Annotated in this window: 14 protein-coding genes; 5 read left to right on the forward strand and 9 right to left on the reverse strand. The window is 72.6% G+C overall.

Annotation, left to right across the window (positions count from 1 at the left end; translation table 11 throughout):
* Positions 1 to 112 precede the first annotated feature (112 nt).
* On the reverse strand, positions 113 to 1,144 hold the full coding sequence (locus tag ACH4LD_RS37150; RefSeq protein ID WP_398058675.1) for a zinc-binding alcohol dehydrogenase family protein: 1,032 nt from the start codon (positions 1,142 to 1,144) through the stop codon (positions 113 to 115).
* A gap of 140 nt (positions 1,145 to 1,284) precedes the next feature.
* On the opposite strand from ACH4LD_RS37150, the gene ACH4LD_RS37155 reads away from it, so the two are divergent.
* The 3 genes from ACH4LD_RS37155 to ACH4LD_RS37165 all read left to right on the forward strand — a co-directional run bounded on the left by ACH4LD_RS37155 (position 1,285) and on the right by ACH4LD_RS37165 (position 5,492).
* Entirely contained in the window at positions 1,285 to 1,638 is a 354-nt protein-coding gene (locus tag ACH4LD_RS37155) for a winged helix-turn-helix transcriptional regulator (RefSeq protein ID WP_398058674.1), read from the forward strand.
* A 163-nt stretch (positions 1,639 to 1,801) separates the two neighbouring features.
* Positions 1,802 to 2,635, forward strand: coding sequence for an alpha/beta fold hydrolase (locus ACH4LD_RS37160; protein ID WP_398058673.1), 834 nt, complete (start codon positions 1,802 to 1,804; stop codon positions 2,633 to 2,635).
* A 133-nt stretch (positions 2,636 to 2,768) separates the two neighbouring features.
* Entirely contained in the window at positions 2,769 to 5,492 is a 2,724-nt protein-coding gene (locus ACH4LD_RS37165; RefSeq protein ID WP_398058672.1) for an AAA family ATPase, read from the forward strand.
* A gap of 117 nt (positions 5,493 to 5,609) precedes the next feature.
* Here ACH4LD_RS37165 and ACH4LD_RS37170 read toward each other — a convergent pair whose 3' ends face one another.
* The gene (locus tag ACH4LD_RS37170; RefSeq protein WP_398058671.1) at positions 5,610 to 6,539 is read right to left on the reverse strand and encodes an NADP-dependent oxidoreductase; all 930 of its coding nucleotides are present in this window, start codon (positions 6,537 to 6,539) and stop codon (positions 5,610 to 5,612) included.
* 17 nt (positions 6,540 to 6,556) lie between these two features.
* Positions 6,557 to 7,027 carry a MarR family winged helix-turn-helix transcriptional regulator gene (locus ACH4LD_RS37175; RefSeq protein WP_398058670.1) on the reverse strand — a complete coding sequence of 157 codons (471 nt, stop codon included), beginning with the start codon at positions 7,025 to 7,027 and terminating at the stop codon, positions 6,557 to 6,559.
* 389 nt (positions 7,028 to 7,416) lie between these two features.
* Between ACH4LD_RS37175 and ACH4LD_RS37180 the strand changes: the two genes are divergently transcribed.
* Both ACH4LD_RS37180 and ACH4LD_RS37185 read left to right on the forward strand, forming a co-directional pair.
* Positions 7,417 to 8,454 carry a TIGR03571 family LLM class oxidoreductase gene (locus ACH4LD_RS37180; RefSeq protein WP_398058669.1) on the forward strand — a complete coding sequence of 346 codons (1,038 nt, stop codon included), beginning with the start codon at positions 7,417 to 7,419 and terminating at the stop codon, positions 8,452 to 8,454.
* A gap of 377 nt (positions 8,455 to 8,831) precedes the next feature.
* Positions 8,832 to 9,368, forward strand: coding sequence for a GNAT family N-acetyltransferase (locus tag ACH4LD_RS37185; protein ID WP_398058668.1), 537 nt, complete (start codon positions 8,832 to 8,834; stop codon positions 9,366 to 9,368).
* A 245-nt stretch (positions 9,369 to 9,613) separates the two neighbouring features.
* Here the strand turns inward: ACH4LD_RS37185 and ACH4LD_RS37190 are convergent, their stop codons facing one another.
* The 6 genes from ACH4LD_RS37190 to ACH4LD_RS37215 all read right to left on the reverse strand — a co-directional run bounded on the left by ACH4LD_RS37190 (position 9,614) and on the right by ACH4LD_RS37215 (position 16,306).
* Positions 9,614 to 10,114, reverse strand: coding sequence for a peptidylprolyl isomerase (locus ACH4LD_RS37190; RefSeq protein ID WP_132787871.1), 501 nt, complete (start codon positions 10,112 to 10,114; stop codon positions 9,614 to 9,616).
* A gap of 106 nt (positions 10,115 to 10,220) precedes the next feature.
* Entirely contained in the window at positions 10,221 to 12,812 is a 2,592-nt protein-coding gene (locus tag ACH4LD_RS37195) for an amino acid adenylation domain-containing protein (RefSeq protein WP_398058667.1), read from the reverse strand.
* A 92-nt stretch (positions 12,813 to 12,904) separates the two neighbouring features.
* A complete protein-coding gene (locus ACH4LD_RS37200) occupies positions 12,905 to 13,729 on the reverse strand; it encodes an SDR family oxidoreductase (protein WP_398058666.1) in 825 nt (274 codons plus the stop codon).
* 8 nt (positions 13,730 to 13,737) lie between these two features.
* Complete coding sequence (locus ACH4LD_RS37205) at positions 13,738 to 14,442, reverse strand: thioesterase II family protein (RefSeq protein ID WP_398058665.1); 705 nt, start codon at positions 14,440 to 14,442, stop codon at positions 13,738 to 13,740.
* 104 nt (positions 14,443 to 14,546) lie between these two features.
* Positions 14,547 to 15,347 carry an ABC transporter permease gene (locus ACH4LD_RS37210; RefSeq protein WP_398058664.1) on the reverse strand — a complete coding sequence of 267 codons (801 nt, stop codon included), beginning with the start codon at positions 15,345 to 15,347 and terminating at the stop codon, positions 14,547 to 14,549.
* The gene (locus ACH4LD_RS37215) at positions 15,344 to 16,306 is read right to left on the reverse strand and encodes an ABC transporter ATP-binding protein (RefSeq protein ID WP_398058663.1); all 963 of its coding nucleotides are present in this window, start codon (positions 16,304 to 16,306) and stop codon (positions 15,344 to 15,346) included. The genes ACH4LD_RS37210 and ACH4LD_RS37215 overlap by 4 nt, the downstream gene beginning before the upstream one ends.
* Positions 16,307 to 16,336 lie beyond the last annotated feature (30 nt).

Below are 16,336 nucleotides of genomic sequence, written 5' to 3' on the forward strand. Positions count from 1 at the left end.
GTCCGGGCACCGGCCGGCCACCCCCGCGCGCCCCCTCCGCCGCCGCGTCGCCGGGGGGAGCCCGCCGCGTCGCCGGGGCGGAGCCCGGCGGGCCGGCCGTGCGGGACCGGGCTCAGAAGCCGGTCATCGTGATCTTGCCGATCGCCTTGCCCGACTCCAGGACGCGGTGCGCCTCGCGCAGGTGCTCGGCGTTGATCGTGCCGAGGTCGGTGGTGGCGGTGGTGGTGAGGATGCCCGCGTCGACCAGGCGGGCGATCTGGTCGAGGATGTGCCGCTGCACCGCCTGGTCGGGCGTCTGGTGGAGCGAGCGCGTGAACATGAACTCCCAGTGGAACGAGATGCTCTTGGACTTGAGCACACCGATCTCGACCGGGCCGAAGTCGTCGATGGCGACGAGCCGTCCGAGCGGCTTGAGCATGTCCGCGTAGGCGGTCAGGTTCCGGTCCGTGCCGGCGGTGCTGAAGACGAAGTCCACCCCGCCCGGTGCCACCTCGGCCACCTGCGGGGACAGGGGCTCGCGGTGGTCGACGACATGGGACACCCCCATGCGGCGGGCGAACTCGGCGGTCTCCGGGCGCGAAGCGGTACCGATCACCGTCAGGCTGGTCAGCGCGCGCGCCAGCTGGGCCACCATCGCACCGACACCGCCCGCGGCCGCGGTGACCAGCAGGGTGCCGGTCTTCTCCAGGGCTCCCTCGCGCAGACCGAGGTGCTCGAAGAGGCCCTCCCACGCGGTGAGCGACGTCAGCGGCAGGGCCGCCGCCTCGGCGAAGGAGAGGGTGGCCGGCTTGTGGCCGACGATGCGCTCGTCCACCGTGTGGAAGAGGGAGTTGGCGCCGGGCCGGTCGATGGCGCCGGCGTAGAAGACCTCGTCGCCGACCGCGAACGCCTCCACCTCGTCGCCGACGGCGACGACCGTGCCCGCGGCGTCCCACCCGAGGACCTTGGGCTCGCCGCCCGGATCGCTGTTCTGCCGCACCTTGTAGTCGACCGGGTTGACCGCGACGGCCTCGACCCGCACGAGCAGGTCGCGGGGGCCGGGCCGCGGCACCGGCAGCGTGACGTCGACCAGGCTCTCCGTGTCGTCCACGGGAAGGCTCTTGCGGTAGGCGACCGCCGGCATGGTGGTGGGGATCTCACTCATCTCTCGCTCCTGATGGTGCCGTAGGGGCTGACTGCGGCGATAACGTAGCCCGGGGGAGGTAGTAACTTTCAACGGAACCTACTTCCCTTTGGAAAGTAAGCTGGTAGAGGCCGATCCAGGAGCGGAGGACGCGTCCGTTGGTGACGACATGCGCATCCGAACGACACGACCACCACGACGTCTACGCGGCCCAGTGCCCCTGCCGCGATGTGCTGGACCTGCTGGCCAACAAGTGGTCGGCGCTGGCGATCGGGGCGATGGAGGAGGGGCCCCAGCGCTTCGGGGCGCTCCAGCGGCGCCTGGAGGGCGTCAGCCCCAAGGTGCTCACCTCCACGCTCCGCCGCCTGGAGGAGAAGGGGTTCGTGGACCGGACCATCTACCCCGCGGTGCCCCTGCACGTGGAGTACGCGCTCACGGACCTGGGACGCAGCGTGGCCCAGCCGCTCGCCCAGCTGCGGAGCTGGGTGGAGGACCACGTCGACGAGATCGCCTAGGCGCGACCGGAGGTCCGCGTGCCCTCGTCGCGGTGCTCGTGGCCCTCCTCGTCGGTGCCCGCGCCGGGCGGCCCACGGTCAAATGCCCTATGGCGCCGACGCGTCAGGACGGCACACTCGACGACGTCCGTGGTCTTCGCACCCCCCATGATGAGGAACCCAGATGTACGTCGACGCCCCCAATCAGGTGATCGATGCGGCCAACGGCGTGCGGTACGCGTACCGCCGCTGTGGCCCCACCGGTCCCCCGCCGCTCCTCCTGCTCCAGCACTTCCGGGGCACGCTGGACAGCTGGGACCCGGCGCTCGTCGATGCCCTGGCCGCCGAGCGCGAGGTCATCACCTTCGACAACGCCGGGGTGGGCCTCAGCACCGGTCAGGTGTGCCGCACCGTCCGGGACCTGGCGGTGGACACGCTCGCCTTCCTGACGGCGCTCGGACTGCGGCAGGCGGACGTGCTGGGCCATTCGATGGGCGGCTTCACCGCACAGGAGCTGGCTCTGCTCCGTCCCCGCGCGGTGCGCCGCCTGGTGCTCGCCGCCACCGCCCCCAAGGGTGGCCCCGGCATCCACGGTTACCCGGACGACGTGCTGGGCCACGCCGGCTTCGAGCGGCTCGGCATACAGGACTACCTCTACGTCTTCTTCCACCACAGCGCGACGAGCCAGCGCAGCGGCCTGGAGTTCATCGGCCGCTACCTGGAACGCGAGCGGGGCCGGGACCTCCCGGTCGCCGCGGCGGTCCGAGCGGCACAGTACGAGGCCGTGGTCGAGTGGGGCGTCCCCGACCACACGGCCCTCCAGCGGCTCGTGGCCATCGACAACCCCGTGTTCGTGGCCGGGGGCGACAGCGACCTGGTGATGCCGCCGGCGACGTCCCACCTGTTGGCGGGGCTGCTGCCGGACGCCCGGCTGAAGACCTACCCGGACTCGGGTCACGGCTTCCTCTTCCAGCACCACACGGAGTTCGCGCGGGACGTGCTGGCGTTCCTGCGCTGAGCGGCGCCCCGTCACCGGGCTCCGTGCTCGGAACCAGTCACGTGACAGATGCGTGCGCGGCCCCCGGTTTGCCAGGATTCCCGTGCCGGCGGAGCGCACGTGGCGCGCCGGCGTTGGAGGAGTTGTGTCGCTGGTGGGTCGCACGTCCGAACTGCGTGCTCTCGAAGCAGTCCTCGCGGAGGGAAACGTCGACGGCGAGGCACTGCTGCTCCTGGGCGACCCGGGAGTCGGGAAGACCGTGCTGCTGGACGCCGTGGCGAGCGCCGCACGGGCCAACGGGGTGAACGTGCTCCGGGTGGTCGGCGTGGAGGCGGAAGAGGACCTCGCCTTCTCCGCCCTGCACCAGCTCCTGTACCCGCTGCTGGACCAGTTGCCCGGTATCCCCGCCTTCCAGGCCGGAGTGCTGGAGCAGGCGCTGTCCATCCGCCAGGGCTCCGCACCCGGCCGGTTCGCCATCTCCGCGGCGGCCCTGGCCCTGCTCCAGGCGGCGGCCAGAAGAGAGCCCCTGTGCGTCGTGGTGGACGACGTCCACTGGATCGACCGGTCCAGCGCCGAGGTCCTGATGTTCGTGGCCCGCCGGCTGGGCGGCTGCCGGGTCGCCTTCGTCATGGCGGCACGCAGCGGGTGGAACGGCTTCGTCGACCCCACCGGGCTGCCCGTGCTCGCCGTACCCCCGCTGAACCTCCAGGACGCGCGGATGCTGCTCGAACGCAGCCATCCCGGCCTCGCGGAGTCCGCCCGGCAGCGGATCCTCGACGAGGCCGAGGGAAACCCGCTGGCGCTGATGGAGCTGCCGGAACAACTCAAGCCGGCCCAACGCCAGGGCCGCGAGCTGCTCCCGGCCAACCTTCCGCTCAGCTCACGCCTGGAGAGCGTGTTCGCCGACCGAGTCCTGCTCCTCACCCCGGCCACGCGTTTCTTCCTGCTGCTGGTCGCGCTGGACGGGCAGCGCAGGGGCAATGTGCGGCAGATCCGGGCGGCGCTGCGCGCCGCCGGCGAACCGTGGGACGACACCCTCCTGGAGGACGGCGAACGCAGCGGACTGCTGCGGATCGACCACATGGAGGACCGTGTGTCCTTCCGCCATCCCATGGCGCGCTCCTGCCTGGTGCACATGTCGCCGAGCGGGCGGCGCAGGGCCGCGCACCGGGCCCTGGCCGCGGTCATGGACGACACGTCCGAACGTCGTGCCTGGCACCTGGCCCACGCCGCGGAGGGCCCCGACGAAGCGGTCGCGCTGGAGCTCACCAGGGCCGCCCAGCGGGCTCTGGCCCGCGGCGGTGCGGCCGAGGCCGCGGCGGCCTTCCGCCGGGCGGCCGAGCTCAGCCCCGACGGGAAGGCCCGCGCCCGGCGACTGGACGAGGCGGCGTTCGCCGCCGGTGTCAGCGGTCAGCTGGCGACGGCCAGCGAACTGGTCACCGCCGGGTCGGCGGAAACCCTGCGGGGCGCGGCGGCCGCCGCCTACGTGCTGTTCCACCGGGACGGCGACGTCGACGCGGTGTTCCACACGTTGCTGCCCGCGCTGAACGAGGCGCCCTACAGCACGCGTTCCGACGATCTGGCCGCCTACGACGACGCCTTCTACGTACTGCTCAACTCGGCCGTGTGGGGGAACCGTCCGGACCTGTGGCCCCCCGTGGAGCGGGTGCTGGACCGGGTGTCCGACATCGCGCGCATGTGCTTCGACTGCGTCGCCGACCCGGCACGCACGGCTCATGACGTGCGGGAGCGGCTCGACCGTGCGACGGCCGCGCTGTCACCGCACACACCCTTCTGGCGGGTCAACTGGCTGATCTACACCGCTCTGTACCTGGATGCCTTCAGCTACTACGACAACGTGTGGCGGGACTTCGTGGGCCAGGCGGCCTACGACAGCCAGCGGTTCGTGCTGCTCGCCCGCGCCCACGACGCGTTCATGAGGGGTGACTGGGACACCACCCTGGTCATCGCCACCGAGGGAACCGGCGATGCCGCGGAGCACGAGTACAACTTCACCCACATGATGTTCACCTACGGACTGGCCTCCGTCGCCGCCGGACGGGGTGACGAGGAGGCGCTGCGCAGGCACTGCGACGCCATCACCGCGTGGGCGGGGCCGAGAAGGGTTCGGCTGCTGCTGGCGGCGGTCGCCGAAACCCGCGTCACCACCGCCATCGGCCGCGGCGACTTCGAAGAGGCCTACCAGCAGGCGGTGTTGCTGACCCCGCCCGGTCAGCTCCCCGCTTACTACCCGCATGTGCAGCGGGTCTTCCTCGACCTGGTGGAGTCGGCCGTGCGCACCGGGCGGACCGCCGACGCGCGGGCCCACGTCGAGGCCGGCCGGCAAGCCCGTCTCGGCGCCATATCGCCGCACCACGAGATCATTCTCGCGGTGGCCGCCGCGGTCGCCGCGGCGGACGAGGACGCCGGAGAGCTCTACGAGGCCGCGCTCGCCGTACCGGACGCCTCCCTGTGGGCCTATGAGTACGCACGGCTCCGTCTCCTCTACGGCGAATGGCTGCGCCGGCGCCGGGACTACACCGCTTCCCGAGTCCACCTCAGCGTGGCCCTGGACCTGTTCGAGCACCGTCTCAAGGCGCCGTTGTGGGCGAAGCGGGCGCGCGAGGAGCTGCGCGCCGCCGGCGTCGGGGTGCCGGTACCGGAGGGCAGGACGGCGGTGCCGATGAGCGCTCAGGAACGCCGGATCGCCGAACTCGCGGCCGGGGGACTGTCGAACAAGGAGATCGGGCGCAGGCTCAACATCTCCCCGCGCACGGCCGGCGCCCACCTGTACCGGGTCTTCCCGAAACTCGGCATCACCTCCCGCGCGGCGCTCCGTGACGCCCTGGCCGCACTCGACCAACGACAGACGTGGTGACCGGCCGGCCGGCCCGAAGGACGAGACCGCAGGCCCCGCCGGCCGCCGGGGTCCAGAGCCGGCAAGGCAGGCGGGCTGCTGTCAGGACGTGCTCCTTCGGAGCGGGCCCGGGGCCGCTCAGTTCCCGGGGACCGACAGGACGAGCTTGCCCCTGGTGTGACCGCCCTGGCTGATGCGCCACGCTTCCGCGGCCTCGCGGAGGGGCAGTACACGGTCGAGGGGGACGGTCAGCCGGCCGTCGTCGGCCAGGGCGGCCAGGGCGTCGAGGTCGGCCCGGTCCGGCCGCACCCATACGTAGTGCCCGCCCTTGGCGGCGGCTTCCGGGTCGACGACGGAGGCCAGCCGGACGGGGTCGTCCAGCAGGTCGAGCGAGACGTCGACCGCGTCGTGCCCGGCGAAGTCCACGGCGGCGTCCACCCCTTGGGGGGCCTGCTCACGGACACGGTCGCGCAGACCGGGCCCGTAGGTCACGGGGACGGCGCCCAGGGACCGGACGAAGTCGTGGTTGCGCTCGCTCGCCGTCGCGATGACCCGTGCCCCGAGGGCGGTGGCGATCTGGACTCCGAACGAGCCGACACCCCCGGCCGCGCCGTGGACGAGCACCGTCTCGCGCGGCTGGAGGCCGACGCGCTGGACGGCCTGGTAGGCGGTGAGTCCCGCGAGGGGTACGCCCGCCGCTTCCTCCCAGCTGAGCGAGGCGGGCTTGGGGGCCAGCAGGCGCACGTGCGCGGAGACCAGCTCGGCATAGGCGCCGAACTGTGCCCAGTCCTTGCGGATGTAGCCGAAGACCTCGTCGCCGGGGGCGAACTCGGTGACGTCGAAACCCACTCGCTCGACGACGCCGGCCACGTCCCAGCCGGGAATCAGCGGGAAGCCGGTCTCCATGACGGCGTCGAGCCGCCCTTCGGCGAGCTTCCAGTCGACCGGGTTGACCCCGGCGGCCCTCACCCGGACGAGGACTTCACCGGGTGCCACTTTGGGGTCCGGCAGCTCTGTCCATTCGAGGTCTTCGGTACGGCCGTACCGGCGCAGTGCCATGGCTTTCATGGACGGATGTGCTCCTTTCAGGCGGCGACCGCGATCGGGGTGGGCGGCGACTGCAGGGCCCGGACCAGCGGTTCGAGCCTGGCGTCCTGAGCCGCTTCGGCGAGTGCCACCCGCAGGGCGGTGTCGTGGGTGGGACGCGCGGCATCGAGCAGCTGTCTGCCGGCGTCGGTGACGTCGGTGTAGATCCCGCGGCGGTCGGTGGGGCACAGGTACCGCGACAGCAGCCCGCGGTCCTCCAGGCGGGTGACCAGGCGCGTGGTGGCGCTCTGGCTGAGGACGACGGCGCCGGCGACCTGTTTCATCTGCAGGTGCCCTCCCTCTCCGTCGTGCTGCCGGCTGAGCACGTGGAGCAGCGCGTACTCACGGGCGCTCAGGCCGTGACCGGCTTCCAGAGCGCGTTCGAGGTGTGTCTCGATCCTGCCGTGCAGCAAGGAGAGGGCGCACCAGCCCTGAGCCAGGCCGGAGAGCGCTGGGGCGGTGGCGGTCACAGGAGCCTCCTTCGGCGGCGGGCCGGTCACTCTCCAGCATACTTGCGTGCACTATCTATTGCAAAAACAGGCATACCGCGTTTGCAGGTATAGCGCGTATGCAACTAATGTGTGTCCGCACGTAAGCGTTCGACGCAATAGTTCGGAAGGTCTCTCCCATGCCTCTCGCGCTCCTGGCCCTGGCCAACCGGCCGGGGCCTTCGGGATCGGCACGACCGAGTTCCTGACGTCCTTCCTCGCCGTGTTCCCGGACCGCCGCACGCGCCGGGGCGTCGGCAGCGTCGTGGCCGGTTCCCCGCACGCGCCGGCCCAGTGAACCAGCGCCCCGATCGCCCACTGACCCGCTGCCCACCTGGCCCGGACCAGCCCCTGACCAAAGGTGTCCTCCCATGTCTCTCACTCCTCCTGCCCTCAAGCGGCTCGTGAACCCCGCGGGCCTGCCGACCCTGGGCCTTGAGCTCCCCCTCGACAATGACTGGGGCCACACGCGTCTGCGTGCCGACCGGGCCGCCGGCCGTCCCTTCGGCGTCCCCGACCTGACCCGTCACACCGAACTGGCGCGCCTCGCCGACGCCCTGGGCTTCGCGAGCCTGTGGGTGCGGGACGTGCCCCTGTACGACCCCGAGCAGTTCGGCGACGCCGGCTCCGTCTTCGAGGCCTTCACCCATCTCGGTCATCTCGCGGCCGTCACCGAGCGGGTCGTGCTCGGGACCGGGGCCATCGTGCTGCCGCTGAGGCCGCCGCTGCTCGTCGCGAAGGCGGCGGCCACCGTGGACGTCCTCTCCGGCGGCCGGTTCGTACTCGGGCTGGCCAGCGGCGACCGGCCGGTGGAGTACCCCTTGTTCGGCGAGGACTTCGAGGCTCGCGGTGCCACGTTCCGCAAGGGCGTGGAGATCCTGCGCGAGGCCTGGGCCACCCGGCCGAGCGGGCAGGGCATCAGCCTGCCCGACCTCGGACTCGGCGCCGAGCGCCACCTCGACGTGCTGCCCAAGCCGACGGGCCGCACCGTACCCGTCGCCATCGCGGGGCATGCGCAGCAGTCCCCGGAGTGGATCGCGCGGAACGCCGACGCCTCCCTCAACTACCCCCGTCCTCTGGGCGCTCTGCGGCTGAAGACCCGCGAGTGGCAGCAGCTCACCGCCGGGGCCCCCAAGCCGTACCTCACCCCGATGCAACTGGACCTCACCGAGGACCCGGCCGTCGCCGCGACCGCGATCCGCCTCGGCCTGCGCACCGGGCGTGAGGCCCTGATCGAGCACCTGCGGGAGATGGGCGGGCTCGGCGTCACCCACGTCTCCTTCAACCTGCGGCCCGGCGACCGCCCCGTCGAGGAGGTCCTCCAGGAACTCGCCGAAACGGTGCTGCCGCACTTCCCCACCCCGGACGCGGCGAGCGCGACCGGTGCGGACGCCGTCGCCGCGCTCTGACGGCACCGGGCAACGGCCCCGCGGCGCCCTCGGCCGTCCGGAGCGTGCCTGTGATCCTCCGCGTCCTGGGGAGCGGAACGCCACCGACGCCCGGCCGTGCGCCGGCCGCCCCCGGTCACGTCAGGCCGTCCGGCGCCGCCCCCTTCCGGCAGCGACCTCGGCGGAACGGCCGACGATCCTCACCCCTGTGGATCGCTCCTGACGGGAGGAGGCGTACCGTTCAGATGGATCGACCGACAGGTCGTCGAACAAGGCCGACGTCGCCGCGCCGGCCAGGAAGGCAGGCCGATGCTCACACCGGTCGACGGGGACGGTACGACGCCCGGCGGAAGCCCGGCCGTAGCCGACGTCCTCGAACACTCCGGGGCGGTCGCGGTATGAGCGCCCTCGCGGCCCAGGCCCTCGGCACCGGACGGCTGGACCTGCTGCCGCTGCACGTCGAGCACGCCGGGGAGATGGCCGAGGTGCTGTCCGACCCGGCCCTGCACACCTTCATCGGCGGCACTCCGGACACCCCGCAAGCCCTGCGCTCGCGCTACCAGCGGATGACCGCGGGCTCTCCCGATCCCAGCGTGTCCTGGCTGAACTGGGTGATCCGGCTCCGTGCGGAATCCTGCCTGACGGGCACCGTCCAGGCGACGGTGGGCCCCTCCGGCCAGGGCACGGTCGCCGAGATCGCCTGGGTGGTGGGGACGCCGTGGCAGGGGCGGGGCATCGCCACCGAGGCGGCCCGGGAACTCGTCGACTGGCTCGGCTCGCAGCCGGTGCACACCGTCATCGCCCACATCCACCCCGAACACCGGGCATCCGCCGCCGTCGCCGCTGCCGCCGGACTCGGCCCCACCGACGAACGGCACGACGGCGAGATCCGATGGCAGCGGAGCCTCAGCCGCGTGTCCCGTGGGCCGTGCTGACGGGGCTCTGCGCCCGTCGAGCGCGGCGGGGACACGCCGACGGCCGGCCACAGCAGCGGGTGACCCATGAGGACGGGACCCGCCGGCTGTTCCGCACCGGTGACGCGGTGGCCCACCGCAACGTCCACGCCGCGCTCCTCGACGCCCGGCGGCCGTGCGGGTCCCTGTGAGGACACCATCGGCCCGCCGGGGCCGCCGAGGATTTGCCGCGCGAGCGACCCTCGGCAGCCCCGGAGGCGGAAGGGTCAGAGCTGGCCGGACTCGGCGATGGTGATCTTCGCGGAGGTACGGCCGCTGGGGGAGGAGCCGAGCGCCTCGATCCTCTTGACGAGTTCCATGCTCTCGGTGTCGGCGACCTCGCCGAACACCACGTGCTTGCCGTCGAGCCAGTCGGTCACGATGGTCGTGATGAAGAACTGCGAGCCGTTGGTGTTCCGGCCGGCGTTGGCCATGGACAGCAGGCCCGGCCGGTCGTGCTTGAGGGTGAAGTTCTCGTCGGCGAACTTCTCGCCGTAGATGCTCTTGCCGCCGGTGCCGTCGCCCCGGGTGAAGTCACCGCCCTGGAGCATGAAGTTGGGGATGACACGGTGGAAGGAGGAGCCCGCGTAACCGAAGCCCTTCTCGCCGGTCGCCAGGGCGCGGAAGTTCTCCGCCGTCTTGGGAACCACGTCGTCGAACAGGTTGAAGACGATCCGCCCGGCGGGCTCGTCGTTGATGGTGATATCGAAGTAGACCTTGGTCGTCATGCCCCTATCCTGACATTCCGCCGGGCACCGTTCTCACGCGCGGTCCGCCTCCGGCCGGTCCGGCCGTTGTGTGCCGGTGCGGGCACCGGCACACGACGTGTCCGGATCAGCCGGAACCCTCCTCGGTGGTCAGGGCCGTCAGCAGGGCCCGGACGGTCGGCCGGCGGTACAGGTCCCTCAGCCGTACGGCGGGCAGCCCCTCGGCGCGCATCGCCGTACCGATGCGGATGGCGAAGAGCGAGTTGCCGCCGAGTTCGAAGAAGTCGTCGTCGGGGCCGACGGGCACGCCCAGCACCTTGCTCCACACCGCGGTCAGCCGGGCGGCGAGGCCCTCGTCCGCCGGAGGCGGAGCGTCGGGCCGGGTGGCCCGCGTCAGGACGGGCTCCGGCAGACGGGACGGGTCCAGCTTGCCGTTGGCGGTCAGCGGCAGCGCGGGCAGCGCCGTCACCGTCGCCGGCACCATGTACGCGGGGAGTACGCCGGCGGCGCGCGCCTGGATCGCGGAGGTGTCGGCGTCCTCGGTGGGCACCACGTACGCGTCGATCCGCGCGGTGGCCGGGTCAGCCGGGTCGTCCCGGCGGACCACCACGGCGGCTGCCCGGACCCTCGGGTCCTCCAGGAGCACCGAGCGGATCTCGTCCAGTTCGATCCGGAAGCCGCGCACCTTGACCTGGTTGTCCAGCCGGCCGAGGTGGTCCAGGGTGCCGTCCGGCCGCAGCCGCCCGAGGTCGCCGCTGAGGTACAGCCTGCCCCCGGTGAACGGGTCGGGCACGAATCTGCGGGCGGTCAGCTCCTCCTGCCCCAGATACCCCAGGGCCACCCCGGCCCCGCCGACGCGGATCTCACCGGCGACGCCCGGCGGCAGCGGCCGTCCGGCCGGGTCGGTCACGTACAGGTGCCAGCCGGGCAGTGCCGTACCGACCGAACGCGTGGCGGCCAGGGCCAGCCGGCGGGTGAGGGGCTGCGCGGTGACGTGGACCGTCGTCTCGGTGATGCCGAACATGTTGACCACCCGGCAGCGGGACTCCGGATGCCGGTCGAACCACGGCAGCAGCATCCGCGCGTCCAGTGGTTCCCCGCCGAGGACGACGAGCCGGACGGCCAGGTCCGTGTGGTCCACGTCCAGCAGCTGGGCGAAGGCGGAGGGCGTCTGACTGAGCACGGTGACGCCCTCCGCCCTCAGCAGGTCACGGAACCGGTCCGGCTCCCGGGAGACGTCGTACGGAACGACGACGATCCGGCCGCCGGTCAGCAGTGCGCCCCAGATCTCCCAGACGGAGAAGTCGAACGCGGCGGAGTGGAAGAACGTCCACGCGTCCGTGGGGCCCAGCGCGAACCCCTCACGGGTGGCGTCGACCAGCGCCACGGGGTTGCGGTGCGGGACCACGACTCCCTTGGGCCGGCCCGTGGACCCCGAGGTGTAGATGACGTACGCCGGATCGTCCGGCGCCACCGCCGATGGTGGTGCCCCGTCCTCGCCGGCCGCGATCAGCTCGTCCGGGGAGACTGCCTCGGCCCCGGAATCCGCGGGGAACTCCGCGAGGTCGGTGACGACGACACCGAGGCCCGCGTCCCGGGCGGTGTGCAGCAGCCGCTCGGCGGGGTAGGCCGGGTCGGTGGGCACATAGGCGGCACCCGCCTTGAGCACGCCGAGCAGGGTGACGACGAGGTCGGCCGTGCGCCCCAGGCACACCCCGACCCGGTCGCCGTCCCGTACGCCGCGGGCCCGGAGCCCGCCCGCCAGCCGGTCCGAGCGCTCGTCGAGCCGGCGGTAGGTCAGCCGCACGGTCCCGTCGGAGACGGCCTCCGCGTCCGGAGCCGTGGCCGCGATCCGGCGGAACGCCGCGTGCAGCGTCCGCGGAGTGGTGACCAGGTCGGTGGCCGGGCGCCCCAGCGCGACGACCCGCGCCCGTTCCGCCTCGTCCAGCAGCTCCGTCCGCGCGACCGTCCGGTCCGGGTCGCGCAGCACCTGCCGGTGCACCTCGGCCAGATGCCGCACGAACTGCCGCGCCATCTCGGGGGCGACGCGACCCGGCAGGTGATCGCAGCGCAGCCACCGGCCGCCGTCGTCCTGGAAGACCGACACGGTCAGCGGGAACGGCGGTGCCAGGCACGGGACGTACGTCCCCGGGCCCGGAGCGTCGTCGAACAGCAGCCCCGCGAAGGCGGGCTGGTCCGTCGGCAGTGTCCCGACGGCACGCAGCGGGCCCTGCGGGGACGCGGTGACCGCGCCCCGGAGCGTACCGATCACCGGGGCCCGCTCGGGGTCGTAGTGGTGCAGGGTGACGGTGAGCGCGGTCAGCCAGCTGTGCTCGTCACCCGGCGCGTCGCCGGTGAGGGCGATCCGGAAGGCCACCGGATCCGCCGGGCCTTCCTCGCCCAGGCCCCACGGTGGGCCGGAGACCGCCACGGCCACGTCCGCGGGCGAGGGCTGCGCGGGCTGCCCGGGGTCCGCTCCGGTGGACAGCCGCAGCAGTGCCGCGCGGTCGAGCAGGTCCCGCCGGGCCACCAGAACCAGCTCGGCGACGCCGTCCGACCAGCGCAGCAGCACTCCGCGGGCGGTGTCGGCGGGCCTGCCCAGTTCCAGCGAACGGCGACGCTCCGCCAGCGGATCCGTGGAGGCCATGGGCAGGTCCTCCACCCACAGCCGGGTGCCGTGGACGCCGGCCAGCCGCGCGGTGAGCGCTGCGGTGTCCACCGGTTTGTCGGTCCTGACCAGGACGGCGTGGCACCGCGCCCCCGTCCCGGACCCCGAGCCCCTGTTGCCTTGCACGGCACGTCCCTTCTGCCTCAGCGGGCGGTGAAGCCGCCGTCGACGGTCAGCACGGACCCGGTCACCTGCCGGGTGTCGTCGGAGGCGAGATGGACGACGGCGGCGGCGACGTCCTCCGGCTCGATCAGCGCGTTCATGGGCTGCGCCTCGGTGAACGCCTGCTCGTGCTCGCCGAACGGGACGTCCAGCGCCCGGGCGATCTCGGCGAGCATGCGGCCCTCGGACGACGCCTCGTCCCGGACCGAACCGGGGCAGACGGCGTTGACCCGCACCTTCATCGGCGCGTAGTCGAGGGCGGCGGCCTTGGTGAGGCCGATGAGGCCGTGCTTGGCCGCGACGTACCCGGCGAAGTGCCGGTAGCCGACCAGCCCGGCGGTGGAGGCGACGTTGACGATGCTGCCCGAGCGCTGGGCGCACATCGCCCGGCCGGTCTCGCGGATGACCCGCCAGGCCCCGGAGAGGTCGACGTCGATCATCAGCGCCCACTCCTCCTCGCTGATCTCGTCGACCCGCTTGCCGGACGGTGCCGCGATACCCGCGTTGTTGACCACGACGTCGATCCGGCCGAACCGTTCGTACGCGGTCACCACCGCCTCCCGTACCGCGTCCGTGTCCCGGATGTCGGCGGCGGACGTGAGGACGCCGGCGCCGGCGGCGCGGCACAGGGCTGCGGTGTGATCGAGCTGTCCGGGACTGCCCAGCGGGTAGGGCACGCCGGGCAGGTCGGCGCAGATGTCGAGCAGGACGAGGTCCGCGCCCTGCGCGGCGCAGGCCAGGGCGGTGGCCCGGCCGAGCCCGCGGGCGGCCCCGGTGACGAGGGCTGTCTTGCCGGTCAGACGCATGGCGCTCCTCAGAGACTGCCGGCGATCAGCCGCAGCAGGGCCGGCGCGCGATCGGTCAGGTACATGTGGCCGCCGGGGATCTCGACGTACTCGAAGTCCCGGCCGGCCACCTCGGCCCAGCCGGCGGCGTCGTCCGAGCCGACCAGGGTGTCGTCGGTGCCGCGGATCGAGGTGACGGGGGCGTCCAGCCGCTGGTGGGTGCTCGGCGTGTAGTTCTCGTGCAGTTCGACGTCGGCCCGCAGGGTCGGCAGGATCATCTCCCGCATCTCCGGGTCGTCCAGCGCCTCGTGGCTGTAGCCGGCGAACTCGGTGACCCGGTCCAGGAACGCGTCGTCGGGCAGTCCGGTCGCCCGGCGCGGCCGCTGGGTGCCGGGCTCGGGGGAGCCGCTGACGAACAGCCGCAGGAGCTCCAGGTCCGGTGCGGCGACCACGCGGTGGGCGAGTTCGTAGGCGAGGACCGCGCCGAGACTGTGGCCGAAAAGAGCCAGTCGGCGTGTCTCGCCGAGCTGCTCGACCAGGGCCTGGAAAAGCCCTTCGGTCGCTTCTCCGGCTTCTCGGTAGGGGGCTGTGTCGATGAGTTTCTCACGCCCCGGAAGCTGTAGCGGAAGAATTTCGAGCGAGTCGTTCAACCGGGACCAGGGACGGAAGAAAGAGGCTCCCGCTCCGGCGAACGGCAGGCAGACGAGTGTGGTGCGTCGGACTTCTGGGGGCACGGCGGATCGCTTTCCGAAGTGGCGGGTCGGACGGGGCAGGGGCGTGCGGAATTGACGGGTGGAATTAACGTGGAATTCACCGGCGAGCCGGCTGCGGGCGACCGTCACCCTCTCGTCTTCGCGTGGAAGCGTGCCGTCGCCAGGGTCGTGAAGAGCGCGATCAGCCCCGCGGACCACAGCAGCAGATAGGAGGCGGGGTGGTCCACGGGCCACCCGTGCGGCCGGGAGAACCCGGCCGGGACGGGGGTGCCGAACTGCTCCCGCAGCGCGTTCGACAGCGCCGTGATGGGACTCCACGCGGCGACCGTGGCCAGCGGTCCCGGCAGGCTGGCGGTCGAGACGTAGCCGGAGGAGACGAAGCTCGCCGGGAACATCCAGATCAGGCCGAGGCTCGCGGCCACCTGGACGTTGGGCGCGACGACGCCGATGAAGGCGCCCACCCAGGACATGGCGAAGGCGAAGAGCACGACCAGCGCGTAGCCCGCCAGGGTGTGCGCCACCCCGCTGTGGGGCCGCCAGCCCAGCGCGAGTCCGCACAGGGAGGTCACCAGCACGCCGGCGAAACACGTGGTGAGGTCGGCGACGGTCCGGCCGAGCAGCAGGGCCGCGCGGGAGATGGGCAGGGCGCGGAACCGGTCGACCGTGCCCTCCTGGAGGTCCTTGGCCAGCCCGAGGGCCGTGACGGCGGTGCTGAAGGTCACCGTCTGCGCGAGCAGCCCCGACACCATGTACTCGCGGTACGCCGCCCCGCCCAGGCTGTTGCCGAAGACGTAGCCGATGAGCAGCGCGAACATGACCGGTTCGACCAGATTGCCCATCAGCGCGGTCGGGGTGCGGCGCAGATGGAGCAGGTTGCGCCAGGCGAGGTCGGTGCCTTCACGGCCGACCCGGATCAGCGCGTTCACCGCGTGACCGCCGGGTCCCGCCGGGCGGTCAGGGCCAGGAACACATCGTCGAGCGTGGCCCGGCCCAGTCCCACCTCCAGCGCCTCCACCCCTTCGTCCGCGAGGACGGACAGGGCTCGCGCCAGGGCGGACTGCCCGCCCGTGACGGCCGTCTCGACCCGGCGGCACCGTCGGTCGACCACGGGCGGGCCACCGCAGGCGGCCGCGGCCCGCACGGCCGCCGGCACCTCGTGGTCCTCGGCGACCACGATGACCAGGCGGCTCCCGGCGGCGGACTTCAGCGTGTCGCTGGTCCCGGCCGCCACGACCCTGCCGTGGTCGATCACCGTGATCCGGTCCGCGAGCCGGTCGGCCTCCTCCAGGTACTGGGTCGTGAGCAGCACCGTGGTGCCGCCCGCCGCCAGTTCGCCGACCGCGTCCCAGGTGTCGAGCCTGCTCTCCGGGTCCAGCCCGGTCGTCGGCTCGTCCAGGATGATCAGCGGGGGAGAGGCCACCAGGGAGGCGGCGAGGTCCAGCCGCCGGCGCATACCGCCGGAGTACGTGTTCACCAGCCGGCCGCCGCTGTCCGCGAGCCGGAACCGGTCGAGCAGCTCTCCGGCCGTCCGCCGGGCCGCACGCCGGTCCATGCCGCGCAGCCGGGCGACGAGGGACAGGTTCTCGACCCCCGTGAGCATGCCGTCGACGGTCGAGTACTGCCCGGCCAGCCCGGTCGCGGCACGCACCCGCGCGGGGTGCGCCACGACGTCCCAGCCGGCCACTCTCGCGCGCCCGGCGTCGGGGCGCAGCAGGGTGCTGAGGATGCGGACGAGGGTCGTCTTGCCGGCTCCGTTGGGGCCGAGCAGGGCGAGGATCTCGCCCGTTGATATGTGAAGGCTGACGTCCCGTAAAGCCCAGATGTCTTTATGCCTTCTTTGTATTCCCTCGACGACAACCGTCGGCCCGTCTTCTTTGGGATTCACGGGAGACCCACTCGTTTTCTGGTCCTTGCG

The sequence above is a fragment of the Streptomyces sp. NPDC017676 genome (assembly GCF_044329325.1).
GTDB lineage: Bacteria > Actinomycetota > Actinomycetes > Streptomycetales > Streptomycetaceae > Streptomyces.